This is a genomic window from Mesorhizobium sp. MC2-1-1 (assembly GCF_057597255.1).
On the sequence record NZ_CP195205.1, the window covers coordinates 3259654 to 3285543 of the forward strand.

Annotated in this window: 26 protein-coding genes; 12 read left to right on the forward strand and 14 right to left on the reverse strand. The window is 63.4% G+C overall.

What is annotated here, in order from left to right; translation table 11 throughout:
• Position 1: 1 nt before the first annotated feature.
• The gene (locus tag ACR64R_RS16155; RefSeq protein WP_487357344.1) at positions 2-913 is read left to right on the forward strand and encodes a LysR family transcriptional regulator; all 912 of its coding nucleotides are present in this window, start codon (positions 2-4) and stop codon (positions 911-913) included.
• Here the strand turns inward: ACR64R_RS16155 and ACR64R_RS16160 are convergent, their stop codons facing one another.
• The 8 genes from ACR64R_RS16160 to ACR64R_RS16195 form a co-directional block, all read right to left on the reverse strand.
• A complete protein-coding gene (locus tag ACR64R_RS16160) occupies positions 914-3232 on the reverse strand; it encodes a Tex family protein (RefSeq protein ID WP_487357345.1) in 2319 nt (772 codons plus the stop codon).
• A 150-nt stretch (positions 3233-3382) separates the two neighbouring features.
• Entirely contained in the window at positions 3383-4561 is a 1179-nt protein-coding gene (locus tag ACR64R_RS16165; RefSeq protein WP_487357346.1) for a serine hydrolase domain-containing protein, read from the reverse strand.
• A 29-nt stretch (positions 4562-4590) separates the two neighbouring features.
• Positions 4591-5787, reverse strand: a complete 1197-nt coding sequence (locus ACR64R_RS16170; RefSeq protein WP_487357347.1) for a serine hydrolase domain-containing protein — start codon at positions 5785-5787, stop codon at positions 4591-4593.
• Positions 5788-5985: 198 nt separating this feature from the next.
• On the reverse strand, positions 5986-7020 hold the full coding sequence (locus ACR64R_RS16175) for an ABC transporter substrate-binding protein (RefSeq protein WP_487357348.1): 1035 nt from the start codon (positions 7018-7020) through the stop codon (positions 5986-5988).
• An 18-nt stretch (positions 7021-7038) separates the two neighbouring features.
• On the reverse strand, positions 7039-7842 hold the full coding sequence (locus ACR64R_RS16180; protein WP_487357349.1) for an ABC transporter permease: 804 nt from the start codon (positions 7840-7842) through the stop codon (positions 7039-7041).
• Entirely contained in the window at positions 7835-8758 is a 924-nt protein-coding gene (locus ACR64R_RS16185; protein ID WP_487357350.1) for an ABC transporter permease, read from the reverse strand. The genes ACR64R_RS16180 and ACR64R_RS16185 overlap by 8 nt, the downstream gene beginning before the upstream one ends.
• A 13-nt stretch (positions 8759-8771) precedes the next feature.
• Complete coding sequence (locus ACR64R_RS16190; protein WP_487357351.1) at positions 8772-9872, reverse strand: ABC transporter ATP-binding protein; 1101 nt, start codon at positions 9870-9872, stop codon at positions 8772-8774.
• Between the two features lie 139 nt (positions 9873-10011).
• Positions 10012-11679: an amidohydrolase gene (locus tag ACR64R_RS16195; RefSeq protein ID WP_487357352.1), complete on the reverse strand. Its 1668-nt coding sequence runs from the start codon at positions 11677-11679 to the stop codon at positions 10012-10014.
• 251 nt (positions 11680-11930) lie between these two features.
• Between ACR64R_RS16195 and ACR64R_RS16200 the strand changes: the two genes are divergently transcribed.
• The 4 genes from ACR64R_RS16200 to ACR64R_RS16215 all read left to right on the forward strand — a co-directional run bounded on the left by ACR64R_RS16200 (position 11931) and on the right by ACR64R_RS16215 (position 15548).
• Positions 11931-12584, forward strand: coding sequence for a TetR/AcrR family transcriptional regulator (locus tag ACR64R_RS16200; RefSeq protein ID WP_487357353.1), 654 nt, complete (start codon positions 11931-11933; stop codon positions 12582-12584).
• A 22-nt stretch (positions 12585-12606) separates the two neighbouring features.
• Positions 12607-13638, forward strand: a complete 1032-nt coding sequence (locus tag ACR64R_RS16205; protein ID WP_487357354.1) for a histone deacetylase family protein — start codon at positions 12607-12609, stop codon at positions 13636-13638.
• A gap of 432 nt (positions 13639-14070) precedes the next feature.
• Positions 14071-14781, forward strand: a complete 711-nt coding sequence (locus ACR64R_RS16210) for a helix-turn-helix transcriptional regulator (protein ID WP_487357355.1) — start codon at positions 14071-14073, stop codon at positions 14779-14781.
• Positions 14778-15548, forward strand: a complete 771-nt coding sequence (locus tag ACR64R_RS16215; protein WP_487357356.1) for a helix-turn-helix transcriptional regulator — start codon at positions 14778-14780, stop codon at positions 15546-15548. The genes ACR64R_RS16210 and ACR64R_RS16215 overlap by 4 nt, the downstream gene beginning before the upstream one ends.
• A gap of 58 nt (positions 15549-15606) precedes the next feature.
• Here ACR64R_RS16215 and ACR64R_RS16220 read toward each other — a convergent pair whose 3' ends face one another.
• From ACR64R_RS16220 to motA, 6 genes are read right to left on the reverse strand one after another with little or no spacing between them, the layout of a single operon-like run.
• Positions 15607-16044, reverse strand: coding sequence for a hypothetical protein (locus ACR64R_RS16220; RefSeq protein ID WP_487357357.1), 438 nt, complete (start codon positions 16042-16044; stop codon positions 15607-15609).
• Between the two features lie 17 nt (positions 16045-16061).
• On the reverse strand, positions 16062-17144 hold the full coding sequence (gene flhB / locus ACR64R_RS16225; protein WP_487357358.1) for a flagellar biosynthesis protein FlhB: 1083 nt from the start codon (positions 17142-17144) through the stop codon (positions 16062-16064).
• A gap of 24 nt (positions 17145-17168) precedes the next feature.
• A complete protein-coding gene (locus ACR64R_RS16230; protein WP_487357359.1) occupies positions 17169-18191 on the reverse strand; it encodes a flagellar motor switch protein FliG in 1023 nt (340 codons plus the stop codon).
• Between the two features lie 43 nt (positions 18192-18234).
• Positions 18235-18615: a flagellar motor switch protein FliN gene (gene fliN, locus ACR64R_RS16235; RefSeq protein WP_487357360.1), complete on the reverse strand. Its 381-nt coding sequence runs from the start codon at positions 18613-18615 to the stop codon at positions 18235-18237.
• Positions 18616-18645: 30 nt separating this feature from the next.
• On the reverse strand, positions 18646-19581 hold the full coding sequence (locus ACR64R_RS16240) for a FliM/FliN family flagellar motor switch protein (protein WP_487357361.1): 936 nt from the start codon (positions 19579-19581) through the stop codon (positions 18646-18648).
• A 34-nt stretch (positions 19582-19615) separates the two neighbouring features.
• Entirely contained in the window at positions 19616-20491 is an 876-nt protein-coding gene (gene motA / locus ACR64R_RS16245; protein WP_487357362.1) for a flagellar motor stator protein MotA, read from the reverse strand.
• A 148-nt stretch (positions 20492-20639) separates the two neighbouring features.
• Here motA and ACR64R_RS16250 point away from each other — a divergent pair, with 148 nt between their 5' ends.
• The 7 genes from ACR64R_RS16250 (at position 20640) to fliE (ending at position 25886) form a co-directional block, all read left to right on the forward strand.
• Entirely contained in the window at positions 20640-21761 is a 1122-nt protein-coding gene (locus ACR64R_RS16250; protein WP_487357363.1) for a DUF1217 domain-containing protein, read from the forward strand.
• Positions 21762-21768: 7 nt separating this feature from the next.
• Positions 21769-22491: a flagellar basal-body rod protein FlgF gene (gene flgF / locus ACR64R_RS16255; protein ID WP_487357364.1), complete on the forward strand. Its 723-nt coding sequence runs from the start codon at positions 21769-21771 to the stop codon at positions 22489-22491.
• Positions 22492-22495: 4 nt separating this feature from the next.
• On the forward strand, positions 22496-23902 hold the full coding sequence (fliI, locus tag ACR64R_RS16260; protein WP_487357365.1) for a flagellar protein export ATPase FliI: 1407 nt from the start codon (positions 22496-22498) through the stop codon (positions 23900-23902).
• Positions 23883-24671: a hypothetical protein gene (locus ACR64R_RS16265; protein ID WP_487357366.1), complete on the forward strand. Its 789-nt coding sequence runs from the start codon at positions 23883-23885 to the stop codon at positions 24669-24671. Before fliI ends, ACR64R_RS16265 begins: the two co-directional genes overlap by 20 nt.
• 86 nt (positions 24672-24757) lie before the next feature.
• Positions 24758-25138 carry a flagellar basal body rod protein FlgB gene (gene flgB / locus ACR64R_RS16270; protein WP_127225762.1) on the forward strand — a complete coding sequence of 127 codons (381 nt, stop codon included), beginning with the start codon at positions 24758-24760 and terminating at the stop codon, positions 25136-25138.
• Between the two features lie 2 nt (positions 25139-25140).
• Positions 25141-25557: a flagellar basal body rod protein FlgC gene (gene flgC / locus ACR64R_RS16275; protein ID WP_487357367.1), complete on the forward strand. Its 417-nt coding sequence runs from the start codon at positions 25141-25143 to the stop codon at positions 25555-25557.
• Positions 25557-25886, forward strand: coding sequence for a flagellar hook-basal body complex protein FliE (gene fliE / locus ACR64R_RS16280; RefSeq protein WP_487357368.1), 330 nt, complete (start codon positions 25557-25559; stop codon positions 25884-25886). The genes flgC and fliE overlap by 1 nt, the downstream gene beginning before the upstream one ends.
• The last annotated feature ends 4 nt before the right edge of the window (positions 25887-25890 follow it).

The window sequence follows — 25890 nt, forward strand, 5'->3', positions numbered from 1 at the left end:
CATGAACATGCAACGCCGCCTCTTGCCGAACACCGCCGCGCTTGCCGCCTTCGAGGCGGTGGCGCGCCTCGGCTCGTTCACGGCAGCCGCCCGCGAGCTCGATCTGACGCAAGGCGCCATCAGCCGGCAGATCAGCCTGCTGGAAGAGCAGTTCGGGCGGCGGCTGTTCGAGCGCGACAGCCGCAATGTCCGGCTATCGGCCGCAGGCGAGACCTACGCCGAAGCGGTGCGCGCCGCTCTTGGTCAGTTGCGCGACGCCGCACTCGGATTGATGAGCAATCGGCATAGTGGCGTCCTCAATGTTGCAATCCTGCCGACCTTCGGCACACGCTGGCTGATGCCGCTGATCCCGGATTTCGTCGCCCGCCACCCCGACATTACAATCAACTTCGCCACACGCATCGGCCGTTTCGACTTCGCCCGCGAGCGGCTGGACGCAGCGATCCATCATGGCACGCCGGACTGGCCTGAGGCCGATTGCACGCTTCTGATGCGCGAGACCGTGATGCCTGTGGCTTCGCCCGAATTCCTCGCCTCTCGCGCTATCGCCACGCCGGCCGATATCAACCGCCTGCCGTTGCTGCACATGGCGACCCGCCCCGGCGCCTGGAGTGAATGGTTCGAGCATCAGGGACTGGAGGCACCGACCGGACCCGGCATGCAGTTCGAGCAGTTCGGCACGGTCGCCCAGGCCTGCATGGCCGGGCTCGGCATGGCGCTGCTTCCGGAAATCCTGATTGCCGGCGAATTGCAGCGTGGCCAGTTGGTGCCGGCACCGGGCACCCCGATGCAGAGCCGCAGCGCCTATTATCTGGTCGTGCCGCACGACAAGCGCGGCCACCCGCCGGTGGCAAGCTTCCGTGACTGGCTGCTGGGTCAGATCGGCAAGGAGCCGGCAGTGCTCGCGTGGTAGCTACTTGCGTTTCATCGCCTCGGCGAGCACCGCGCCGAAAGCACCTTGCGAAGGCTTTTCCGGCTGACGCTGCGGCGCGGGCGAGCGCGGCGCCGGCTTGCCGCCGCCTTGATCGCGTTGTCCACCGCGAGGCGCGCCCTCGCCGCCATCCTTGCGCATCGACAGCCCGATGCGCTTGCGTTTGATATCTACATCGACGACCCGCACCTTCACCACGTCGCCAGCCTTAACCACCTCATGCGCGTCCTTGATGAACCGGTCGGCCAGTTGCGAGACATGCACGAGCCCGTCCTGGTGCACGCCGATGTCGACGAAGGCGCCAAAGGCCGCGACATTGGTGACGGTGCCCTCGAGCAGCATGCCGGGCTTCAGGTCCTTGATGTCGTCGACGCCCTCGGCGAAGGTCGCCGTCTTGAAGCCGGGGCGCGGATCCCGGCCGGGCTTTTCCAGCTCGGCGATGATGTCGCGAACCGTCGGCAGGCCGAAGCGCTCGTCGACGAAGACGCGCGGATCGAGCGCCTTCAGCGCGGCGCTGTCGCCCATCAGCGCGCGCACGTCGCGGCCGCAAGCGGCGACTATTTTCTTCGCCACGCCATAGGCCTCCGGATGGACCGATGACGCATCGAGCGGCTCCGCGCCGTTCGGGATGCGCAGGAAGCCGGCGCTTTGCTCGAACGCGCGCGGCCCCAGCCGCGCCACCTTGAGCAGGTCCTTGCGGCTGGCAAACGGCCCGGCCGCATCGCGATGCGCGACGATCGCCTCGGCGAGCGACGGCCCCAATCCCGACACGCGCGCCAAAAGCGGCGCCGACGCCGTGTTGAGATCGACGCCGACGGCGTTCACCGCATCCTCGACTACCGCCTCCAGCGAACGGCCGAGCCGGTACTGGTCGACATCGTGCTGGTATTGACCAACGCCGATCGATTTCGGCTCGATCTTGACGAGTTCGGCCAGCGGATCCTGCAGGCGCCGGGCGATCGAGACAGCGCCTCGCAGCGAAACATCCAGGCCCGGGAATTCCGCCGCCGCCGTTGCCGAAGCCGAATACACGGAAGCACCGGCTTCGCTGACGATCACCTTGAGCGGCTTCGGCCCGCTGCCCGCAGGCAGGTCCGACAACATATCGGCAACCAGCTTCTCCGTTTCGCGGCTGCCAGTGCCGTTGCCGATCGAGATCAGCTCGACCTTGTGCTGGCGGACAAGGGCTGCAAGCTCCACCTGCGTGCCCCGCACGTCGTTCTTCGGCGGGAACGGATAGACGGTCGTCGTCGCCACCAACTTGCCGGTGCCGTCGACCACCGCCACCTTGACGCCGGTGCGGATGCCGGGGTCGAGCCCCATCGTCGGCCGCGAACCGGCGGGCGCCGCGAGCAAAAGATCCTTCAGGTTGCGGGCAAAGACATGGATCGCCTCCTCCTCGGCCCGCTCGCGCAGGTCGCGCATCAGGTCGAGCGTCAGATGCAGTGACAGCTTGATCCGCCAGGTCCAGCCCGCGACCTCCATCAGCCATTTATCGCCCGGCAGGCTGCCGCCGATCGCATAGGCATTGGCGATCATGCGCTCGACCGGCTTAACCGGCGATTGATCGTCGGCATCGACCTCGATGTCGAGTGACAGCACCTCTTCATTGCGGCCGCGCAGCATGGCGAGCGCGCGGTGGCTGGGCACGCCCGCCCAGCGCTCGACATGGTCGAAATAGTCGGAGAATTTCGCCCCGGCTTCCTGCTTCCCGTCGACGACTTTTGCGCGCAGGAAGGCGCGTTCCTTCATATAGACGCGCAGCTTGCCGACCAGATCGGCATTCTCGGCGAACTGTTCCGACAGGATGTCGCGCGCGCCTTCCAGCGCCGCCTTGGCGTCGGCAACCTCTTGCGTGACATAGGCGATCGCAAGCTCGGCCGGCACCGCTGACCGGTCGGCCAGGATCGCTTCGGCAAGAGGCCCGAGCCCGCGCTCCCTGGCGATCTCGGCCTTGGTGCGCCGCTTCGGCTTATAAGGCAGATAAATGTCCTCGAGCTCGGCCTTCGTGGCGGCCGCGGCGATCTTGGCCTCCAGCTCCGCGGTCAGCTTGCCCTGCTCGCGGATCGAGCCGAGGATCGTGTCGCGCCGCGCATCGAGCTCGCGCAGATAGGCAAGCCGCTCGGAAAGGTCGCGCAATTGCGTGTCGTCGAGCCCGCCCGTGACTTCCTTGCGGTAACGCGCCACGAACGGGACTGTCGCGCCTTCGTCGAGCAGCCCGATTGCCGCCGCGGCCTGCTCCGGCCGCGCGCCGATCTCGGACGCGATGATTGCTGCGATGCGCTTGATATCCGATGCCATGCTCGTTCCTGTCGAAAAGAGCGGCGACCATAGGCCGGGATGCCTGCCGCGCCAACCGCGCCGTGTTCAGCAGAATGAGAGGTCCACAAGAAAGACCCTCGGGCGTTTGTCACGCCCTCACCTGCCTCCAGCCTACACAGTCGGTTCGACCTAGATTATCCGGCTGAGCGTCTCCAGGAAGGCCACGATATCCTCGTCCAGCTTGTCGTCCACCGGGTCCGGCTGCGACGACATCTTGGCGATGACGACTTCCGTTTTCGGATTGACGTAGATCCACTGCCCGTGGATCCCGATGCCGCAATAGGCGCCGCTGTCACGGCCGGTCTGGTACCATTTGTTGCGATAGCGCCCCTTCGGGAACAAAAATGCCATCGTGCCGCGTTGCCAGGCCTCATGGCTGCCGCCGGTGGCGACCGTGTCGCGCACCCAGGCTTCCGGCACGACGCGGCGGCCATTGGCGGTGCCGCCCTGTCGCATCATCTCGCCGATGCGGGCAAGGTCGCGCGGCGTCATCGACATGCCGCCGGCGGTGCGCGCCGTGCCTTCCATGTCGACCGTCACCGCCATTTCGCTTACGGCACCCAGTGGCAGCCACAGCTTCTCGCTGAGCAATTCGCTGACGCGTTTGCCAGATGCCCGCTCCACCAGGATGCCCAGCATGTCCGAATTGGGCGATCGGTAGCGGTAGGTCTGCCCGTGCGGTTCGGCGAGACGCGGCAGCGTCAGCAGGAAAGCCGTGAGGCTTTCCGACCCGCCGCCCGGGTTCCACAAGGTCGAGCGACGATAGAGGGCAAAGACGCTTTCCGGATCGAGATAGTCTTCTTCGAAATCGAGACTGACCGTCATGTCGAGCACATTGCGCACGCTCGCGTCGCCATAGGCCGAGCCCCTGGCTTCGGGAATGTACTCTGTAACCGGCGCGCCGGGGTCGAACACCCCTTCGCCTTCCAGTATGCCGGCGAGGATCGCCGTCACCGACTTGCTGATCGAAAACACGATGTGCCGGGCTCCGAACTGCATATGCGGTGCAGACCAATCGCCGACCAGCTTGCCGGCCTTCAGGATCGTCAGTCCGTCCGTATCGGAGCGCTTCAGGAAGCTCGCGACGGTTTCGCTGCCGCGAGAGAGCGAGATATTCTCCTCGAGTAGGGCCCCCAGGGATTTCGCCTGCTCCTCGCCACCGGGCGCCGCCGCGACATGCGCGCTTGGCACCAGCTCGCCGACATTCTGGAACGACCATCGGTTGAACGGCGCCAGCCGCCAGGTTTCGAGCCGCACATCCTTGCGGGCAAAGCCATATTGGATCTCGAAGGCGGTCTTGCCGGTCATGATGCTCTCTCGGTTGCTATCTTGGGGTTTCAGGCCAGCGCTCCGGCGATGGCATGCACCGCTTTCTGCGTCGCCACCGAATAGGCGGAGTTGAGGAAATCCGGATAAGTCGAAAGCTTCACCACGACCATCCTGTGTTCCCAGCTCATATGGATCAGTTGGCCGAACACGCCGCGGCACATCAGCGATCGCGAACGCGAATCCTCGATCCAGAACTGGTTGCGGTAGCTGCCGTCCGGCAGGCTTGGGCTGAAATTCGGCCCGTGCTTGCCGGTCCGCGTCGCCTCGATCCAGTCGGCCGGGATCACGCCGCCGCCATTGTCGAGGATCAATTGCCCGAAACGGCCGTAGTCGCGCAGCGTAGCGTTGAAGCCGCCATCGGCCAGCGCGTAGCCGGCGCCGTCGACGGTGAAGCAGGCGCTCTCATCGGCGCCGAGCTTCTGCCAGAGCTCTTCCGAGACGAGCTGCGCCAGGCGCTTGCCGCTCACCCGTTCCATGATGAAGGCCAGCACATCCGTCTCGATCGAGCGGTATTCGAAGGCCTCGCCATGCTCCCGCACCTTGTCCTTCAGCCGCAGGATCAACTCGAACAGATGCGACGGCCACGGGAAATTCGGATCGCTGCCCGGCGGGATAGGTTTCCAGCCGGTCGCGACATCGACCTGGCCGATCTCGGAATAGCGATCGGTGTACTCCTCGGAAAAGCGCACCCCTGTAGTCATGTCGAGCACGTGCTGCACCAAGGCGCCGGCCCAGCCCGTCTCGCCGAGTTCGGGCAGATAGTCTGTCACCGGCTTCGCCGGATCGATCAGGCCGCGCCCGACCAGGATGCCGCAGACCGATCCGGTGACCGATTTCGCCATCGACTGCGACAGATGCAGCGTGCGCTCGTCCATGCCGTTGAAATAGCGCTCATACGCGATCTTCCCGTCCTTCAGCACGAGGAAGCCATCGGCATAGGTTTCGTCGAGCAAGCCTGCAAGCGTCGTCGGCGCGCCCGTGCTGTCAACGACGGCCAAGCCGTCGAGGTCGACCTCGTTGCGTTCCAGGCGGTGACGATGGCCGTTGCCGCGCCAGACTTCGACGGTGGGCAGGAATTCGCGAATATGCTGGAAGGCCCAACGGTTCCATGGTGGCCGATCCCAATCGAGCCTCGGCGGCACCAGTTTAGGCGGCGAGCCCTGCATGATCGGCGGCCGCGGATCGGAGTTGCGATAGGAATGCATGCGAATTTCCCTTGCCGCGGCATGTGCTGCCGTTACCCGAACGAGCGGCATCGGCACGGCCGACGAAAGCCCAAATGGGCTTCGAGTGCCGAGTGCCCGAAGTCTTGAAGGCATTGCCGGTAGGCGAGTCAGGGGGCGGCGCAGATTCGGCGCCGCCCCCTTGTCCGGTCCCGCATCTCCCAAGAGGGGAGTGTGCCGCTACTTCTGAAGATCCGTCCAGATGCGCGTGTAGATTTGCTGCACCTCGGGCGAGCAAGGGGTCATGAACTCGCCCACTTTCTCGAACTCTGGCGGCACCACCAGTTCGGGCGCACTCTTCATGTCGTCGGGCATGAACGCCGTCGAGCCCTTGATGCCATTGGCATATTTAGCGAAGGCGGAGATCATGGCGGCGTTCTGTGGATCCATGATGAAGTTCATGAACAGCTTTGCGTTCTCGACATTCTTCGCATCTTTCAGGATGGCGACGCTGTCCATGAAGTAGGGGAAGCCCTCCTTTGGATAGCCGAACTTGATATCGGGGTTCTTGATGCGCGAGCGCATGATGGCGCCATTCCAGTAGTAGACGGCCGAATAGTCGCCGGCCGGCAGCTTCTCGGTCACGCTGTAGTCCATAGCCAACCATTTCGGCTTTGCCTCGGCCAGCTTGTCACGCACTTTCTTGAGCAATTCCTTGTCGTCAGTGCACCATTTGCCACCCAGATACTTGATGGCGGCAAACATCACGTCGTTCATTTCCGGCGCAACGTTGATCTTGCCGACCAATTCCTTCGGCGGATCCAGGAAGATCGCAGAGGTGTTGATGTCGCCGCCGTAGACCTTCGTGTTGACGCCGATACCAGTCAGACCCCACTGCCACGGAACCGTATAGTGACGGCCCGGATCCCAAGGAACATTGACCCAGCGCTCGTCGACATTCTTGAAGTTTTCCATCTGGTCGGGCCGCGCCTCGAGCAGCAGCCCTTCCTTCACCCAGATCGGCACGTAATTGGCCGAAGGCACCACGATGTCGAAGCCGTGACCGCCGGCGCGCACCTTGGCGAGCGCAGTGTCGTTGGAATCGTAGTCCGTGACCGTTACCTTGACCTTGTATGTGTCCTCGAACTTCTTGATCATCTCGGGGCTGGTGTAGTCACCCCAATTAAAGATGTTGAGTTCGCCTTCCGCATACGCGCTGCTCACGAAGGCAAGCAATCCGAGTGCCGCCGTTGCGGCCGTTGTCTTCCATTTCATTGCTGTTCTCCAGTCCGGTTATGGTTTGCGACGATTGACGAAGTAAAAGACGGTTACGAGCACTACCGACAGAGCCAGAAACACAGTGGCGATCGCATTGATTTCCGGACTCGTTTCGCGCCGCAACTGGCCGAGCATGTAGGTGGGAAGCGTATCCTGCCCGCCGGACTTGACGAATTCGGTGATGACGACATCGTCGAGCGAAATGACGAAGGCGAGCATGAAACCGGCGATTATGGCAGGCCTCAAGAGCGGCAACGTCACGAAACGGAAGGCTTGCCAAGGCGTGGCGTAAAGGTCGGCGGCGGCGCGCTCCAGAGTGAGGTCCATGTTCTCCAACCGCGCTCGGATCGGCAGGTAGGCGAACGGGATGCAGAAGGCGGTGTGCGCGGCGATCAGGTATCCGAGTCCTGAATAGCCGGTCCAGACCTTGATGCGCGAGAACACGATCAGCAGCGCTACGCCGGTGACGATTTCCGGCACCATCAGCGGCTGGTTGATGAAGGCGTATTTGAAGGTCAGGCCGGGATAAGGCCGCGTGCGGGTGGTGGCCAGCGCGGCCATGGTGGCGACGATCGTCGACAGCGCGGCGGCCGACACCGCCAGCACGAGCGATCGTACGGAGGCATCCTGCACGGCCGAATTGTGCCATGCTGAAATAAACCAGCGCAACGAGAAGCCATCCCAGCGCGATAGCGAATCCGCCGCGTTGAATGAATAAGCGACGAGCGCGGCGATCGGCAGGTACAGCCCGACGAAGGTTAGAAGCGCGATAAGGCCGAAGCCGGGCTGGGCCTGTATGTCGAACGAACGCTTAGCCATGGAAGCCATCCGACTTGGAAGCGTTGCGCACGTAGACAAGGAGCGCGATCATCACCACCGCCATTAGCGTGATTGAGATGGCAGCGCCCAGAGGCCAGTTGCGACCGGCGCTGAACTGCAGTTCGATCAGGTTGCCGAGCATCATGTTCTTGCCCCCGCCCAGCACACGCGGAATGACATAGGCGCCGAGCGAGGGAATGAAGACCAGGATCGAGCCGGCGATGACGCCGGGCTTGATCAGCGGGAAGATGATGCGGCGCAGAACCTGCCAACGACCGGCGTAAAGATCATATCCGGCCTCGACCAGCCGGAAGTCGAGCTTCTCCATCGAGGCGTAGATCGGCAGCACCATCAGGGGCAGGTAGATGTAGATCATGCCAAGCAGGATGGCGGTGTCGGTATTCATGATCTGCAGCGGTTGCTTGATAATGCCGAGCGCCATAAGCGCCGTGTTGACCAGGCCTTCGTTACGGATCACCTGTTGCATGGCGAAGGTGCGGATCAGGAGATTTGTCCAGAACGGAATGGTGACGAGGAAAACCCAGACCTCTCGTGTCTTCGGCGGTCGCGTGGCGATGAAATAGGCCGTGGGGAAGCCGAAGAGCAACGTCAGCACAGTGGTGTAGAAGGACAGGCTGATCGAACGCCAGAAGATGGTCAGGTGCGCGTCCGCCAGGCCAAGCGTGTCGTCGAAGATGTCACGCTGGAACAGGACCGATGTCCATCCGTCCAGTGAGAACGTGCCGAACTGTACATCGCCGTAGTCGCCCTTCAGCATGAAGGAATAGGCCAGCATCACGAAAAGCGGACCGATGGCGGCGAGAAGGATTATGACGAGCGCCGGCGCCGACAGTAACCAGCGGTCACGTATGTCCCTGGCGTCGGCGGCGCGGGCGATTTCTTCGGCGCTGGCCATGATTGGAGGTCCTTTAGTCCTTCAGCACTTGAGCCGCATTCTCGCCGATCACGACCCCCACGCGGCTGCCCGGAGCAAGCGCTTCCCCGCCACCACGGCTGTTCTGGCGCCGCACGATGAAGGCGCTGCCGTCGTCGAGTTTGAGATGGAAATGCGTATCGGTGCCGAGATAGACAATGTTCTCAACTGTGCCGCTGAGCGAAGCGTTGGCTTCCGCCGGGCAAATCTGAGCGTGCTCGGGCCGCACCACGAGGGTAATGCCGCCTGACGGCGTAAAACCTTCCGGCAGCGATGCCGGGATTTCCGTGCCCGACGCGAGCCTGACGATCGCACGCCCGTCGGCCATGCTCTTCACCTCGCCCTTGACGAAATTGCTCTCGCCGATGAAATCGGCGACGAAGCGTTCCGCCGGGCGGTCGTAGATGTCGCGTGGCGTGCCGACCTGCAGGATCTTGCCGGCCGACATCACCGCGATCCGGTCGGACATCGTCAGCGCTTCCTCCTGGTCGTGGGTGACGAAGATGAAGGTGATGCCGGTTTCGTGCTGCAGGCGTTTCAGTTCGATCTGCATTTCCTTGCGAAGCTTGTAGTCCAGCGCCGACAAGGGTTCGTCAAGCAGCAGCACCTTCGGCTGCGGCGCCAGTGCCCGGGCCAGCGCCACGCGCTGCTGCTGACCACCGGAGATCTGGCTGGTGCGGCGCGCCTTCAACGCCTCCATCTTGACCAGCTTCAGCATCTGGGCAACGCGTGCTTCGATCTCCGCTTTCGGCTTGCCGAGCATTTCCAGCCCGAAACCGATATTGTGAGCCACCGTCATGTGCGGAAACAGCGCGTAGCTCTGGAACACCGTGTTGACAGGACGCTTGAAGGGCGGCAGCGGCGCGATGTCCTGGCCGTGCAGCAATATCTCTCCGGCGGTTGGAAAATCGAAGCCGGCAATCAGTCTCAGCAGGGTCGTCTTGCCGCATCCGGACGGGCCGAGCAGCGTGAAAAACTCGTTCTCGCGGATCGACACCGACACCGTGTCGAGAGCGGCTACCTGATTTTCGCCGGTTCCAAAGACCTTGCGAACACCGCGAACTTCGATCGCGTTCTTACCCGGTTGTTCCGGCACGATTACCCCATTGAGAGAGCCTGCTCTTTGCGGCAGGTGTGTTCCTGTCTGATTGTCACCATAAGCCGGGCGGCTTGGCAACTGCGGAGCGATGACTCGGTCCGAGTCCCTATGCAATTAAGCAATTCCTATGCCATCGTTAGGCTTGGTAGGTGATCCTCCCCCCGCAGATGGTGGCAACCGGATGCACGGTATGCAGCGCTTCCGGCGCGGTCTCCTCGATATCAGCCGACAAGACGACGATATCCCCCAGATAGCCGGCCTTAAGGCGACCCTTGCGATCTTCCATGAATTCCGCATACGCGCCCTCGACCGTGTAGCCCTCGATTGCTTCTCGCAGCGAGAAGCTCTGGTCCGGCATGCCTTCTGCCCAAGGCTTGCGCATGACCGCCGCCTGGATGGACAGGATCGGATCGACCGGCGAAACCGGCCAGTCCGATGCGAACACGACGCGCGCCCCTGCGTTCTTCAGCGTGCGCCAGGCATAGGCCAGTGGCCACTTGTCGCGACCGATGCGTGAAAGCGTGGGCTCCAACGGGAAGTTCAGCGCGCCCGGCGGATGCGCCGGCTGCATCGAAGCCAGAACGCCAAGTTCGGCGAAACGCGGCACGTCGGAGGCCGTAGTCACCTCGATATGCTCGATGCGGTGCCGGCTGTCGCGCCTGCCGTTTTTCTTCTGAGCCGTCTCGTACCCATCAAGCACGGCCCGCACTGCCCCGTCGCCGATCGAATGCACGGCGATCTGGAGGCCGCGCCGGTCAGCCTCGGTCGCCACCTCGGCGAAATGCTCCGGCGAAAACAGCGGTTCGCCGCGCCATCCTGGCCGGTCGGCATAGTCGTCGACCATCACCGCAGTCCAGGAATCCAGCACGCCGTCATAGAAGACCTTGACCATGCCGGACGACAGCCATTCCGATTTGTAGGTCGCGGCCATCCGCGATGCCTTTTCCAGCATGTCCAGCTTCATGAAATTCTTGAAGTGGAACGGGATCTTGGTCCGGCAGATGAGCCGTCCCTCTTCCTCCAGCCCGGCCAGCAGCTCGAGCTGGTAGAGGTTGCCGTCCATGTTCTGGATCGAGGTGATGCCGTGCCTGGCGCACCATTGCAGGCCGCGATGCATCAGATCCCGGTCGGCCGCCAGTTCCCCTGCGGACGGGTATGGGGCCGGCTCGGCACCCTCCAGGCCAAGCCGCGTCCGGTTTGCCCCGTAATGTTCGAGGATCGGTCCGAAGGCTTCGCCTTCGCGCAACTCCCCGGCGGCAAGCCCGTCCGTGCCCATGACGATCTCGTTGCCTTGGCCCAGCTGCCTGCCATGCAGCAGGCCGGCCTCTTCCAGCGCCTTGGTGTTCGCCCACATCGTGTGATGGTCGGAGGCCGACATGGCGAAAGGACGGTCGGGAATGATGCGGTCTAGATCCTGGCGCGTCACCGGCTCCGGCAGGATGGCGTAGTCGACGCCGGCGCCGAGAAGAAGCCTGGCGTCCGGCCGCTTCGCTGCAAAATCGTGGATCGCGTCGCGCAGCGCGTCGAAGCCATGCACGCCCGCCAGATGCAGATTGTCGAGCTCGGCCGCGCCGCCGAAAAGATGCATATGCGCTTCTATGAAGCCCGGCAGCACGGAGCCGCCCTGGGCATCGACGACCTTTGTCGTGGGTCCTTTGAACTCTTCGATTGAAGCACGGTCCCCAACGGCGATGATGACGCCATCCTTGACGGCAACAGCCTCGGCGGCGGGATTGTCATCGTCGATGGTCAGCACACGGCCGTTGACGACCACCAGATCCGCAACACCATCCGTAACCGACATCGCGACTCCACATTCTGCCCAGGGACCGACAGCGCCATGTCCGACGAGCCGCCGTTCCACCGAATGGCGACAAGGACAAAAGCTGATGCCGATGCGCCGTCTTCGAAATTCCCCTTGTTATCGTGGAAGACAGCGTGGATAAAGAATGCGACTGATTATTCGCGTTTGTCAACACGCCGGGTTTAGAATGTATTGTGGACGGCGCCGCGCGCCGATGGTGGGACATGGCGGGGAACGGGGGGCTACGAGCAGTGAAGCGCAGTCTCGACCGCAAGACCAAGATAGCGCTCGAACCGCGCAAGCAGCCGCGGCAACAGCGGTCGAGCAAATTGGTCGACCGGATTCTCGACGCGGCGCTGATCCTGACTCGAGAACAGGGAACCAAGACGCCTACGACCCTCGCCATCGCGCAGCGCGCGGGCCTGTCGGTCGGTTCGGTCTACCAGTATTTTCCCAACAAGGAAGCCATTCTTCTCGAACTCGCCAGGCGCTGGCTGTCCTCTTTTCCCGAGGTGATCGCGAAGCGGATCAAGGTCGCCCCACCCGCCAATCGCGAGGAGTTTCGCCGGGAAGTGCGCAAGCTCTTCATCGATACGTCCAGGATCTATCTCGAGAACGCGACCCTGATGCCGGTGATCGAGGCGATATCCGGCAACGCCGACCTCCGGCCGATCCAGGATGAATATGACGAGCAGATCATCGCCCTCTATGCCGCGTGGCTGCGGCATGTGAACCCGGCTCTCGACGAAAAGATCGCCAGCCGGCTCGGCGTGGTGATGATGGAGGTAGGACATGTCTGCCGGCTTGTCGGGCTGAAGAAAGATCGCAGGACGTTCGACCTCATCGAGGATGACGTGGAAACCATGTGGCTCGCCCTGGTGAGCCCCTATCTCAATCTTGACTGACCAACGCTTCGAGGGGAATTCAATGAAGACTGTCTATTCGCCGCTTCACGCCGGTCATGCCGGGCAGATGGAACTGGTGACGTCGGCGATCGTGCCCGGTTTCGAGAAGCCTTCTCGAGCCGAATTCATCAGGTCGCGGGTGGAAAGCGAGAAGCTCGGGCCGATCATCGGGCCGGTCGAGCACGACCTCGCCGCGGCCAAGCGCGTGCACGAGGCGAACTATATCGATTTCCTGCCAACCGTCTGGCCGGAATGGATTGCCGCCGGCTTCAAGGGTTCTGCGATGGGCTTCACCTGGCCGACGCGCGGCCTGCGCGGCGACGTGCCGCCGAAGCGCATCGATGCCTTGCTCGGCTACTATTCCTTCGACGCTGGCGCCACCTTCGTCGAAGGCACCTGGGCCGCGATCAAGTCGTCCTATGACGTCGCGCTGACTGCCGCCGCCCTCGTCAAGGGCGGCGATCGCGCCGCCTTCGCGCTCTGCCGCCCGCCAGGCCACCATGCGGGTGCTGCCTTCATGGGCGGCTACTGCTTCATCAACAACGCGGCCGTCGTGGCGCAGTGGTTCCGTGACCAAGGCGCCAAACGTGTTTCGATCCTCGATGTCGACTACCATCACGGCAACGGCACGCAGGAGATCTTCTATCGCCGCGGCGACATCCAGGTCCTCAATCTGCATGGCGATCCGATGGTCGAGTACCCCTTCTTCCTCGGCCATGCCGACGAGCGCGGCGAGGGCGAAGGCGAAGGCTTCAACGTCAATTACCCGATGCCCTTCGGCACCAACTGGGACCGCTGGAGCGCATCGCTCGAAGACGCCTGCGTCAGGCTCGCGGCCTATTCTCCCGACTTAGTCATTGTCTCGCTCGGAGTCGACACCTTCGAAAAGGATCCGATCAGCCAGTTCAAGCTGAAGAGCGAGGACTATCCGAAGATCGGTCGCCGTATTGCCAAACTCGGCCTGCCGACGCTGTTCGTGATGGAAGGCGGCTACGCGGTCGAGGAGATCGGCATCAACGCCGTCGGCGTGCTGACGGGTTTCGAGGATCGCTAGGTACATCGGATTGATGAGATACGCCCCCGGATGTAACCGGGGGCGTGTTTTATTGCGACCCGACCGGGAGATTGTCGGCTTAGGTCGACTTTGAAAACATCGCCAAGTAAGGCGAAGATCGGCCGCCGAGTCGCGACGCGAGTCCACCGGATTCGATTTTGTCAAATCGCGTTTGATGTCGGATTCATCTGCGGGTAAATTAGACCCGAATCAGCCGGTCCACGGGGGGCGCGGCGACCACCCAAAGTCTCAAGTTCCGGCCCAGGCCGGCGCCAGACGCGGACGGTTTCGCGTTCCCTGGAAGGATTCGGCGCGGTTGGCGCTGTTTGCGCCTTGAGTGTGTCTTCGTAAACGTGACGCGTTTCGGGTCCGTCGTTGGCTTTGCCAGCACCGGGCACAAGGATCGATTCCGGCAAGAATCCAAGAATCAAGATGAGCAGTCCCGCCGCGCTTCTCCAACCAGATGCTTCAGGCCCGCGCCTGACGTCGCGCGGCGATCTCACAAGTTTCTTCATGCAGCTTGCCGCCGATATCGGGGCCGACAGCTACATGCTGGTCGCCATCGTGCATGACCAGGATCGCAACGATGCGCGCATCGTCTCCTCGAACTGGATTTTCGATGCCATCGAACTGATCGGAAAAAGACTGATCGCCAACCTGGCGCTGGGACCGCTGACGGCGGCGCCTGGCATGCGTCCCAAGCCGCTCGTGGCGGCGCACGCGCCCGACGCCGGCGCGCTGGTGAGCGGTGAAGAGGCCCGCCTGCTCGACGTGCTCGGCCACGCCGAGATCTACTCGCTGCGGCTCTATGTCGGCCACCAGCGCCTGTTCGCGCTTTTCTCGGCGGCGGAGCCAGGCAAGATCGAGCTCACCGCGCTGATGAAGGCGCAGTTGAAATGCTGCTACGCTCTCTCCGGCATCCCGCAACTGATTGCCGCGGCATCCATGCAGGACCCGCTGTCGGACCGGGAGCGCGAATGCCTGTTCTGGGTATCGGAAGGCAAGACCACCGACGAGGTGGCACTCATCCTTGGCGTCTCGTCGAACACCGTCAACAGCTACATCACGCACGCCATCCAGAAATTCGCGGCCAGCAACCGCGCGATGGCGATCGCGACGGCGATTAGGAGCGGCATCATTTGAAGCACGCGCACGTCAAAGAGGCGGCAGCCGCCCTTTTCAACGATCAGCGCAGTCCCTTCGGTGCCTTCTCGCTGGGCTCGGAGACCCACCACGCGACCACCATTCCGGATGCTGTGCGCCGTTGCCGCTGGATTGCCGTCGATATCAACGCCTCGGCTTTCGGGCTCTACTTCGTCAGCCCGTCGGCTGAACGCGCTCGCCTCGTCGCATGCTTCGATTCCGACTATCCGAGCACCGCCGTCGCGACCAAATTCATCTCAGGCGCCAATGGCGAGGATGTGGTGCGCCACAGCCGCATCTCGACGGCGCCGCGTTGGTGGGCCGACGACGGCATCACCGGATCGCGGCAGATTTTCCAGTCGCTCACCTGGGCCGAGCCGACCGCGCCGCTGGCGCCCGGCACCAACGGCATCGCCCTTCCCGTACATGCCGACCGCGGCCAATGCGGACTCGTCGTCTTCCTGGGCTCAGAGATAGCACTGTCAGACGACACGCTCTGCGAGATCCACGCGCGCTCCTTTGCGCTCTTCGCAGCGGTCGCACGAATCCGCCCCGGCGAAACCGGCCGGACGCGTTCGATCTCCAAGCGCGAGCTCGAATGCCTGAAGCTGACAGCCAACGGCAACACAAGCGAAGAGATCGCCAAGCTCCTGAAGCTCTCTGTGCACACCGCCAATCAGTATCTCACCCAGTCGACGCAGAAGCTCAACGCCGTAAACCGCAACCAGGCGGTCGCCAAGGCGCTGCGGCTCGGCCTGATCGAATAACAGCCTGGCGCGGCGCTTCGAACGCATTGCCGCGAGGCAGGTCGCCCGCGATCAATCATTACGGAAATGCAAGCGGCTCGGTTCTGCGCATGCGGGCTTCTTCAATCGCGCCCTCGAGCAAGGCGGTGTTGTGCTCCGGCGTCTCGCCGGGCTTTTCGAACGACACGTAGTTGACCACGACGGACGCGCCGTCCGCTGTCAGCGTCAATTGGAAATAGACCGTCACGCCGCGCGGCCGCAGCTCGAGATCAAGCACGATGCGCGGACTGCCGCTCCAGTCGACATGCGCCTCGCCGCCATGGCCGAGCCGCAGCGTGCCGGGCCTGAAGTAAAGCTCGGCGGCCGAATCCACCAGATCCGAGAGGCAGGCGAAATGCTCGAGCCGGATGAAGGCGATATAGTCGGCAACGTCGATGAGCCTGAGCTCGCCCACCACGGGTTCGATGACGCTGGCGACGATCAGCTCGCGGGAGTTGGCGTGTGGTTGCCGGTCCATGGATTAGCGGCGTCCGTTCATTGGGTTGCCTTGCGCGCGGTCTTCTTCGAATAGACGATCCGCACCAACTCGGCGACCGCCTGGTAGAATTGCGACGGGATCACGCTATCAACCGAAACTTGCTTGTACATGGAGCGCGCAAGCGCCACGTCCTCGAAGATCGGAATGTTGTTCTCCCTGGCGATCTCGCGGATCTTGAGCGCCACCAGATCCTGACCCTTGGCCAGCACGATCGGAGCGGAATCCTCCTCGCGCACATATTTCAGCGCGATCGAGAAATGCGTCGGGTTGGCGATCACCAGCGTCGCGCGCGGCACGGCTGTCATCATGCGCCTGCGCGCCCGGTCGCGCGCCAGCGAGCGCAGCCGCGACTTGACGATGGGGTCGCCTTCCGACTGCTTCAGCTCGTCCTTGACTTCCTGCTTTGTCATGCGCAGGTCGCGCCGCCAGTGGAAACGCGACCAGACGATATCGACAACCGCGATCAAGCCCATGACGAAGACGATCGCCACAAGGATGTCGACGAAGATCCCCCGGATAACCAGGCCGAACGAGGCCGGGTTGGTGATCATGCCGGCGAGCAGCTTGCGGTGGTCTTGCGACAGCGTGAAACTCAGCACCGCGATGGCGAAGCCGAGCTTGGCCAGCGACTTCAGGAATTCGACCCACCCCTGCATGCCGAACATCCGGCTCCAGCCCTTGGCGATCGAGATGCGCGACAGCTGCGGCCTGATCCGTTCGCCGACGATTTGCGGCAAGTTCTGGAAGACCGAGGCGCCGATCCCGGCAACCGTCAGCAGCACCAGCAGGCTAACGACGGCGCGGCCGATTTCGGTCATCACCTGCTTGTAGAGCGAGATGACGTCGGTCTCGGTGTCCATCGGCCATGCTTCCGGCTTTTCCAGGAAGGTCGACAGGAACATGCCGAGATCGACGATCGCGTCCTTGGCGTAGAAGACGGCGAAGACCAGTATGGCCAGGAACGAAGCGAAGATCGCGGTCTCGCGCGAATGGGGCAGCTTGCCCTGTTCGACCGTGTCGCGGATCTTCTTTTCTGTTGCTTCCTCGGTTTTGGAATCCTTATCGACCGCTTCAGCCATGGTGCTCCGACCCGATAGCTATCGTCAGGCGGCTTCGGCGGCGGCGGTTTGTGTCGAAGGCAACTCGAAAGCCCCTTCGCGCGACAGCCGGATGGCGGCGATCGAGATATTCTTGCGGGCGCCCATGATGTCGGCGAGCGCAATACCTTCCGATCCCTGTCCGAGTTCGGATTCGATCATGCGGCGAGAGCGAGCGCCGATCGCCGACAGCGCCGATTCGGTCAGTTCCGGCGACGCACCGCGCAAAGCCAGCGTGACGAGTTCGGTCGACAGGCCGTCGAACAGAAGGACCCGGGCCTTTTGCGAAAGCAGCGGCAGATCGTCGAAGGCGAACAGCCGCGACCTGACGCCGGCGAGATCGGGCGTGTTGGCGTCCTCCAGGTCCTGCATGAGTTCATCCAGTTCGGGCTTCGCCATCTCGTTGAGCATGCTGGCCACGCGTTCCTGGCCGGCAGTGGTGTCCCGGCTCGCCTTCTGCGACAGCACGCTCACACGCAGCTGGTTCTCGACGATGCGAGATGCCGCATCCGGGATGTTGGCCATCGTCACCATGCGCTTGATGATCTGGCTGCGCATCGGCTTCCCCATGGTGAGGAGCACATTGGCGGCTGTCTGCGGCGCGAGCTTTGAAAGCACCATGGCCGACGTCTGCGGATGCTCGCCGGAGAGGAAGGAGCCGAGCCGAGCCGGTTCGAGCTTTTCGAGGTCCGGCCAGATCGGCGCGGGTCCATCCGGGACCGGCTCGAACTTCCTGTCGCCCATGATGGCGCTCATCTCCTCTGGCGACAGCGACTCGTTGAGGATCGTATCCATCCGGTCGGCCGAATCGAGCAGTCCCGCGCCCTCCGTGAACTCGGCCTCGAACTCGGCGACGATGCGCTCCAGATCGGCCTGAGGAATGGTGCGCAGCAGGCGCGCGCCCTCGATCAGCGCCTTCAGCTCGTCCTGTTTGAAGAATTTGAGCAGCCGGCTGGCCGCGGGTTTGCCCATGGCCACCAGTATGGCCGCCGCCTTTTGCGGACGTGTGAGCGCCAATGTCGTCGTCATGCGTGCTGCCCCCGCTGCCGATTGATCCGCCAGCCCATCATTCTCAGGCGGTCTTCGTCGCGGCGATGATCTCGGTGAGCCTGATGCCGAAGCGCGTCGGATCGCTCTCCAGCACCGTGATCTCGCCGCGCGCGATGTTGCGGCCATTGACCACGACGTCGACCGGCTCGCCGATGCGGCGGTTGAGCGCGACCGTGGAGCCCTTCTGCAGCGCCATCAACTCCGAGACCGGCATCTCGGTGCTGCCGAGGATGATCTGCACGTCGACCGGGATGGTCATGATGATCGAAGAATTGGCACCGGATTGAAAGGCCGCGTCCGGGCGCTTCTCCTCCTCCCGCAAGACGCCGCGCAATTCCTCGATGGCTCGGTCGAGCTGTTCGTCGGGCTGATCGGATTCGGCTTCCACCTTGGTTTGTGACATCTGTCGTCTCCTCAAATCCCCGGCCCGGCGTCAGCCCGGCATCAGCCCGTCGATGAAATCCTGCCCCGCACCATGCGGATGGCTGATGCGCACGGTGTAGTTCTGTCCGAGCTTGCCGAACTCGCAGACAAACAGCGTCCTGTCGCGGGCGCTGAGCCTGGCGTTGAGCTGAGCTTTCTCCTCGAATTCGATCACCTGGCCGGGCATGAGCGCGGCAAGGTCGCCAAGTGTCAGCCGGGCCAGCGGCATCGTCGCCTCTAGCCGCACGGTCGAGCGCATCACTTCTTCGGAGAAGCGGGCCCGCCAGTCGAGCTCCGTGGCCTCGCCATCCTCGCCTGCGGCGGCGGCGCCGCGCGCGGAAAGCAGCACGCGCTGCGGGATCACCACCGTGAGCGTGCCGCTGTCGGACGGGGTCGACAGCCCGTAGACGATGCGCACGGCGGCGCCGTCGCGCAGCACGCGCCGCCTCGCCTCGCTGCCGGCCATTGCTCTTGGCGCCGGCAGGCGCAGATCGAGCGAGCGTTTGCCTGATCCATTGAGCGCCGCGGCGACCTCCTGGAACACCATGGTCGCGACATCGGCCTCAATTTGCGACAGGTCGCGCTCGATCGGCGCAACCGGCTGGTCGGGGTCGCCGCCAAACAGCGCGCTCACCATGACGGCGACCGCCTGCGCATCCATCACCAGCGTCATGGCGTCAGCCGACGCGGGCGAGGAGACAATGCTCAGCGCGAAGGCCTCGCCGGCGCGCGATCGCGCTTCGGAGACGCGACTTACCTCCACCGCCTGCAGGTCGACCGCCACCGGCGCGCCGAGCTCGCCGGCAAGCGCCTTCTGCAGCACCGGCAGCGCTCGCTCGGCCATGCCGCGCCCGACGCCGATCACCTGCGCGGCCTCGCCGCTGTCGCCGACGAGGCGCTCGATGATCAACGCCCGGGTTTGCGAAGGAGTGCCCGGGCTTGTCATGATGGCAAGCGGCCCTGTCCGAGATGCTGCATGCTCAGGCCGCCTTCTTCTCGGCGGCGCCCGCGCTCATGGTGCTCTGCTCGACGGCATCGATCGTCGGTCGCTCATAGGAGGATATGGTCTTGCGGCCGAACTCGATCGCCACCTGCGGCAGGGCGCCGTTCATATAGGCGAGCAGCGTCTGCTTGACGATGATGTAGAGGCGGTTCTTCTTTTCACGCACCGTCTTGATCTTGGTGGCGACCGGACCGACCACGGCATAGGACAGGAAGATGCCGAGGAAGGTCCCGACGAGCGCGGCGCCGATCAGCCCGCCGAGGATCTCCGGCGACTGGTCCAGTGCGCCCATCGCTTTCACCACGCCGAGGACCGCCGCCACGATGCCCAGCGCCGGCAGGCCGTCGCCGACCGCGACCATCGCGTGATAGGCCTTCAGCTTGTCGGAGCGGATCGTCTGGATCTCCTCGTCCATCAGTGCCTCGATCTCGTGTGAGCGGGCATTGCCGATGATGATGATGCGGCAGTAGTCGCAGATGAAATTCGTCAGGTCGTGGTTCTTCAGTACGGTCGGGAAAGCCTGGAAGATGGCGGACTCCTCCGGATTGTCGATATGCGCCTCGACCTCGCTGCGTGACTTCGAGCGCAGTTCGCGCATCAGGCTGTGAAGCACGCCCAGCGTCTCGAGGTAGTCCCGCTCCTTCGGCACGGCCTGCTTGAAGGCTTCGAGGATGCCCTTGCCGGTGTCCTTGACCGTCTTCATCGGATTGGCGACCAGGAAGGTGCCAAGCGCAGCGCCGCAGATGACCACTGCTTCCCAAGGCTGCAGCAACACGTGCAGATGGCCGCCCATGGCCATGAATCCGCCGAGAACACAGCCGAGCGTCACCACAAGTCCGATCAGAATGCCCAAGACAGGTCCTTCCGCATTTCACGTCTTGGAGAAGGGATAGTCCTCGTGCCTTGTGTGAGGCTTGAATCGAGGGCAACGAACGCCATTCAGCTTCGCGCAAGGAAGTGACGCTATCGTGCATGGATAGCTTCGGCCGGAGGCATCCCCTTTGCTCAGTACTTTTACCAGCTACCAGTTGATTGCCAAAGACATCAACAAATCGATCACCCAGGTTGAGCAACAGCCGACGGTCGATCGCGATACGCAATATTATCTGGCTAATATCGGCAAGGTTAAATCGATCGACGATTTCGTAAACAATGACCGCCTGTTCAAATACGCCATGAAGGCCTACGGGCTGGAGAGCATGGACTATGCCAAGGCTTTCATGGTCAAAGCTCTGAAGGAGGGCGTATCCGACGCCAACAGCTTCGCCAACAAGCTGACCGACAAGCGCTACGCCCAGTTCGTCACCGCCTTCAACTTCGCGGCCGACGGCGCCAATGCGACCGTCTACAACCCGACACAGCAGCCGGTTACAGCGAACTACGCCGCACAGGCCCAGATCGCCGGCCTCGATCCGAATTCGGACTATGTAAAAGGCGAGACGACCTACTATCTCGCCAACATCACCAAGGTGAAGTCGATCGACGATCTGATGTCGAACAATCGGCTCTACACTTACGCGCTTGCCGCGTTCGGGCTGGATTCGGCCACTGAGGACAAGGCCCTGATCAAGTCCGTCCTGCAAGGCGGCGTGAAGGATTCCAAAAGCGTCGCGAACCAGCAAACCAACAAGGCCTATGCCGGGCTCGCCGCCGCTTTCAACTTCGCGCAGTACGGCGACACGACAACCACCCGGGTTGCGGCGCAGCAGCCGACCGTCGACATGTATCTGCGCCAGACATTGGAAGAGAATGCGGGCCAGACCAACGAAGGTGTCCGTCTGGCGCTGTATTTCCAGCGCAAGGCGCCCGACATCACCAGCTGGTACGACGTGCTGGCCGACACCGCATTGGCCAGCGTGGTGCGTACCGCGCTCGGTCTGCCCGATTCCTTCGCCACCGCCGATATCGACAAGCAGGCGCAGCTGTTCGGGCAGAAGCTCGACATCAAGGATTTCACCGACCCCGAGAAGCTCGGCAAGTTCCTGACCCGCTTCACCAGCATGTATGAGATCGCCAATCCGACCTCGACGGCCGTTACGTCGGTGAGCGTGCTCTTCGCTCAGCCCACCACCGTCGGCATCTCCACCGATCTGATGATGGCCATGCAGCAATTGAAGTTCTGAGACGATCATGCAGGACAGTCTTTACGTCGCCCTCTCCTCTCAGATCGCGCTCGAGCGCCGTCTCGACACCATCGCCGACAACGTCGCCAACGCCTCGACCATCGGCTTTCGCGCCACCGGCGTGAAATTCGAGGACGTCGTCTCCGGCACCGGATCGAGGTCGGTCTCCTTCGCCTCCTCCGGCAAGACCTATCTTTCCGGCGCGCATGGAGCTCTGACCGAAACCGGCAACCCGTTCGACTTCGCTGTCCAGGGCGACGCCTGGTTCGCCATCGATACGCCCGCCGGCACGGTGATGACGCGCGACGGCCGTTTCTCCATGAATGAGAACGGCGAACTGATGTCGATCGAAGGCCATCCGGTGCTGGACAGCGGCGGCGCCCCGATCCAGCTCGACCCGCGCAACGGCCCTCCCAAGGCGGGCGCCGACGGCTCGCTCCGGCAGAACGACCAGCTGGTCGGAGCTCTCGGCCTCTACAATTTCGATCCGGGCGAGAATTTCGTCCGCTACGGCAATTCAGGCATCATTCCGGCGCGCACGCCAGAACCCGTCACCGATCGCTCAGATATCGGCATCGCGCAGGGGTTCGTGGAGGAGTCGAACGTCAACCCGGTTCTGGAAATGACCCGACTGATCCAGGTGCAGCGCGCTTTCGAGAACACCGCGGCGCTCATGCGGCAGACCGATTCCTCAACCGACGACGCGATCAAGACGCTCGGCTCGAAGTGATGGCATGACGACCGGCTCGTCCCTGTTGCGCGCTTCGGAGAACACGGCGGATTCCGAACGGACGGATAGGCTGGCCGCGCTCGAACGCGTCTGGCGCCGGTTCGACGATCCGCAGGCGCTACTGTCGCGCGGCGGCCGCGTCGTCGAGATATCGCCCACGCATTACAAGGTCCGCGGCCTCTCCGGAATTGCCAGGCTCGGCGACATTGTGGAGCAGCGCGGCAAGGCCGGCGCGCGACGCGGCGAGATCGTCAAGATCGGCAGCGACGAGGTCGTGATCGCGCCTTTCGAGCGCAGCGCCGATGCCGGTATCGGCGACGCTGTTTTCCGTCGCGGCCCGCTCGCGGTCACGCCGCATGTGTCCTGGCGCGGGCGCGCCATCGATGCCTTGACCCGGGCCATTGACGGCGGCCCGCCGCTGATGAGGCCGGATGCCGCCAATGTCACGCATGGCACGACGCCGGGCGCCCTGTCGCGCCAGCGTGTCGGCACCGGCTTCCTCACCGGAGTCCGGGTGATCGACATTTTCACCCCGCTCTGCTTCGGCCAGCGGCTCGGCATCTTCGCCGGTTCCGGCGTCGGCAAGTCGACGCTGCTTGCCATGCTCGCCGGCGCTGGGGCCTTCGACACTGTGGTCGTAGCGCTGATCGGCGAGCGCGGCCGGGAGGTGCGCGAATTCCTCGAGGACACGATCGGCGCCGAGAGCATGGCCAAGACGATTGCCGTCGTCGCCACCAGCGACGAGAGCGCCATGATGCGCCGGCGCGCGCCGGACACCGCCATGTGCGTGGCCGAGCATTTCCGCGATCAGGGTCATCGCGTATTGCTGGTGCTGGATTCCATCACCCGCTTCGCGCATGCGCTGCGCGAGGTGGCGACGGGAACCGGCGAGCCGCCGGTCGCGCGCGGCTATCCTGCCTCGGTCTTCACCGACCTGCCGAAGCTGCTCGAACGCGCCGGCCCCGGAGCCGAGGGCAAGGGTTCGATCACCGCCATCATTTCCGTGCTGGTCGACGGCGACGACCACAATGATCCCGTGGCCGACTCGGTGCGCGGCATCCTGGACGGCCATGTCGTGCTCGACCGCACGATTGCCGAGCAGGGCCGCTATCCGCCGGTCAATCCGCTGTCGTCGATCTCGCGCCTTGCCGACAAGGCCTGGAGCACCGATCAGCGCATGCTGGTGACGAAGCTGAAGTCGATGATCGCTCGCTTCGAGGATACGCGCGACATCCGTCTGCTGGGCGCTTACCAGAGCGGCGCCGATGCCGAACTCGACAACGCGGTGCGACAGGTGCCGCTGATTTACGAAGCGCTCACGCAATCGCCGAGGGACCGCGCCTCGGCCGATCCGTTCGCCGACCTCGCCCGCCATCTCAAGGGGAAGCTGCATGGCGATCAAGGAGACTGAACTCCAATATACCGAGCGCATGCTGCGCGACATGCTTGCCCAGGCCGAGGCGGCGGAAAGGGCTGAGGCCGATAAGGCCAGGATTGCCAGGGACAAAGCCGCGCGTGCCAGGACAGAGAAGGCAGCGGCGCTTCTTACCAGAGCTGACAGGCCTCATCCGCCCAGGGTATCCACCGCCAAGATCGCCGACCCTGCCGAGGTCAGCCGCGATTCGCTGCTTGACGGGCTTTTCCCGCGCGCCGAATGGCCGGACCCGCCAAAAGCGCAATTCCCACGTCTGGCAGACAAGAGCGCCGACCGGCGCAGCGACCTCGTAATCGCCGCGCTGGGCATCACGCTCGGTCTGATATGCGCGTTGTTCCCCTGGTACATCTTCTTCAACCAGGAGCAGTTTGGCGTCCAGGCCATCAAGTTCGGCGGCAGCGGCAGCAACTCCGGACGCGAGGGCGGCGGCGTCGTGGCTCAGCGCAGCGGGCCGCTGACGGCCAGGGACGTTCCCGATCCCGCTATCGACCTGTTTGCCACCGGAACGGTGCAGGACGATCCTTCGCCGCCGCCCGCCGACCAGCCCTTCCCCGCCGCCGCATCGGAATTCAAGATGGTGCATGTCGCCAACGGTCGCGCCATGATCGAGGACGACACCGGTCTGTGGGTCGTGCAGCGCGGCTCTGTCCTGCCTGATTCCAGCCGCGTCGCCTCGATCGAGCAGCGCGGCGGCAAGTGGGTGATCGTCACGAGCACTGATAAGGTGATCCAGCTCACCAAGTAGCGGCACAGGCCAGGCAGCCACATCCCGCGCAAGGTCCGCGCAAGACTGACCGCCTAGTCTTGTCCGTACTTGCCCGGGAGATTCCCATGGAACCCGTAAATCTTTTCGATCTCGCCACGCGGCAGTCGCAATGGCTGGCTGTGCGCCAGTCGGCGATTGCCTCCAACATCGCCAATGCCAACACGCCCGGCTACACGGCCAATGATGTCGAACCGTTCGAAAAGGTTCTTGACCGGACCGCCGTGACGCTGGCGGCCACGCAGGCGGGCCATCTCGGCGCTGAAACGGCCAATGCCGGCTTCAACGTCAAGCCGGAGGACCCCAACGGCGCGATCATGCCGTCGAAGAACACCGTCGTTCTCGAACAGGAGCTGATGAAGGCCGGCGAGGTCCGCCGCTCCTTCGAGTTGAACACGGCGATCGTAAAGGCCTTCCATTCGATGATGACGATGGTGGTTAAGAGCTGACCATGGACGCCCTCACCGCAGCCCTCAAAGTCGCGGCATCCGGCCTCGGTGCCCAGTCGGAGCGCCTGCGCGTGGTCTCGGAAAACCTTGCCAACGCCCAGTCGACCGGCAGTACGCCCGGCGCCGATCCCTATCGCCGCAAGACGATCACCTTCCAGTCCGAGGTCGACCGCGCAACCGGCGGCTCGCTAGTGGAAGTCAGCTCTATCTCCCGCGATCCTTCGGACTTCCCGATCGAGTTCCAGCCCGGCAACGAAGCCGCCGACGACAAAGGGTACGTCAAGATGCCCAACGTCAACACGTTGGTCGAAATGGCCGACATGAGCGAGGCGAACCGCTCCTATGAAGCCAACCTGCAGGTCATCAAGCAGGCTCGCGATCTGATTTCCATGACCATCGACTTGATGAGGAACCAGTAATGATCGGCGGTATCGGGGCAATTCAATTCAGGACCGCGGTTGACGGCGCCGAGTCGGCGTCGCCAAACCTGCTGCAGGGCAGCGTCGGAACGCAGGCCGGTGAAAGCGTCGGCGCGAGCTTTGCCGATGTCTTGAGTCACGCGGCGACGAAAACCGTCAACACGCTACAGGGCGCCGAGCAGATGTCGATACAGGCGCTCAAGGGCGACGCCGACACGCGCCAGGTCGTTGATGCGGTGCTGAGCGCCCAACAGGCGCTGCAGACGACCATCGCGATCCGCGACAAGGTCGTATCGGCCTATCTCGAAATCAGTCGTATGAGTATTTAGGACC

What these genes read in the sequence shown, in the direction of transcription:
- ACR64R_RS16155 (WP_487357344.1), top strand. Translation starts at nt 2, where the DNA reads ATGAACATGCAACGCCGCCTCTTGCCGAACACCGCCGCGCTTGCCGCC.
- ACR64R_RS16160 (WP_487357345.1), bottom strand. Translation starts at nt 3,232, where the DNA reads ATGGCATCGGATATCAAGCGCATCGCAGCAATCATCGCGTCCGAGATC.
- ACR64R_RS16165 (WP_487357346.1), bottom strand. Translation starts at nt 4,561, where the DNA reads ATGACCGGCAAGACCGCCTTCGAGATCCAATATGGCTTTGCCCGCAAG.
- ACR64R_RS16170 (WP_487357347.1), bottom strand. Translation starts at nt 5,787, where the DNA reads ATGCATTCCTATCGCAACTCCGATCCGCGGCCGCCGATCATGCAGGGC.
- ACR64R_RS16175 (WP_487357348.1), bottom strand. Translation starts at nt 7,020, where the DNA reads ATGAAATGGAAGACAACGGCCGCAACGGCGGCACTCGGATTGCTTGCC.
- ACR64R_RS16180 (WP_487357349.1), bottom strand. Translation starts at nt 7,842, where the DNA reads ATGGCTAAGCGTTCGTTCGACATACAGGCCCAGCCCGGCTTCGGCCTT.
- ACR64R_RS16185 (WP_487357350.1), bottom strand. Translation starts at nt 8,758, where the DNA reads ATGGCCAGCGCCGAAGAAATCGCCCGCGCCGCCGACGCCAGGGACATA.
- ACR64R_RS16195 (WP_487357352.1), bottom strand. Translation starts at nt 11,679, where the DNA reads ATGTCGGTTACGGATGGTGTTGCGGATCTGGTGGTCGTCAACGGCCGT.
- ACR64R_RS16205 (WP_487357354.1), top strand. Translation starts at nt 12,607, where the DNA reads ATGAAGACTGTCTATTCGCCGCTTCACGCCGGTCATGCCGGGCAGATG.
- ACR64R_RS16210 (WP_487357355.1), top strand. Translation starts at nt 14,071, where the DNA reads ATGAGCAGTCCCGCCGCGCTTCTCCAACCAGATGCTTCAGGCCCGCGC.
- ACR64R_RS16220 (WP_487357357.1), bottom strand. Translation starts at nt 16,044, where the DNA reads ATGGACCGGCAACCACACGCCAACTCCCGCGAGCTGATCGTCGCCAGC.
- flhB (WP_487357358.1), bottom strand. Translation starts at nt 17,144, where the DNA reads ATGGCTGAAGCGGTCGATAAGGATTCCAAAACCGAGGAAGCAACAGAA.
- ACR64R_RS16230 (WP_487357359.1), bottom strand. Translation starts at nt 18,191, where the DNA reads ATGACGACGACATTGGCGCTCACACGTCCGCAAAAGGCGGCGGCCATA.
- fliN (WP_487357360.1), bottom strand. Translation starts at nt 18,615, where the DNA reads ATGTCACAAACCAAGGTGGAAGCCGAATCCGATCAGCCCGACGAACAG.
- ACR64R_RS16240 (WP_487357361.1), bottom strand. Translation starts at nt 19,581, where the DNA reads ATGACAAGCCCGGGCACTCCTTCGCAAACCCGGGCGTTGATCATCGAG.
- flgF (WP_487357364.1), top strand. Translation starts at nt 21,769, where the DNA reads ATGCAGGACAGTCTTTACGTCGCCCTCTCCTCTCAGATCGCGCTCGAG.
- fliI (WP_487357365.1), top strand. Translation starts at nt 22,496, where the DNA reads ATGACGACCGGCTCGTCCCTGTTGCGCGCTTCGGAGAACACGGCGGAT.
- ACR64R_RS16265 (WP_487357366.1), top strand. Translation starts at nt 23,883, where the DNA reads ATGGCGATCAAGGAGACTGAACTCCAATATACCGAGCGCATGCTGCGC.
- flgB (WP_127225762.1), top strand. Translation starts at nt 24,758, where the DNA reads ATGGAACCCGTAAATCTTTTCGATCTCGCCACGCGGCAGTCGCAATGG.
- flgC (WP_487357367.1), top strand. Translation starts at nt 25,141, where the DNA reads ATGGACGCCCTCACCGCAGCCCTCAAAGTCGCGGCATCCGGCCTCGGT.
- fliE (WP_487357368.1), top strand. Translation starts at nt 25,557, where the DNA reads ATGATCGGCGGTATCGGGGCAATTCAATTCAGGACCGCGGTTGACGGC.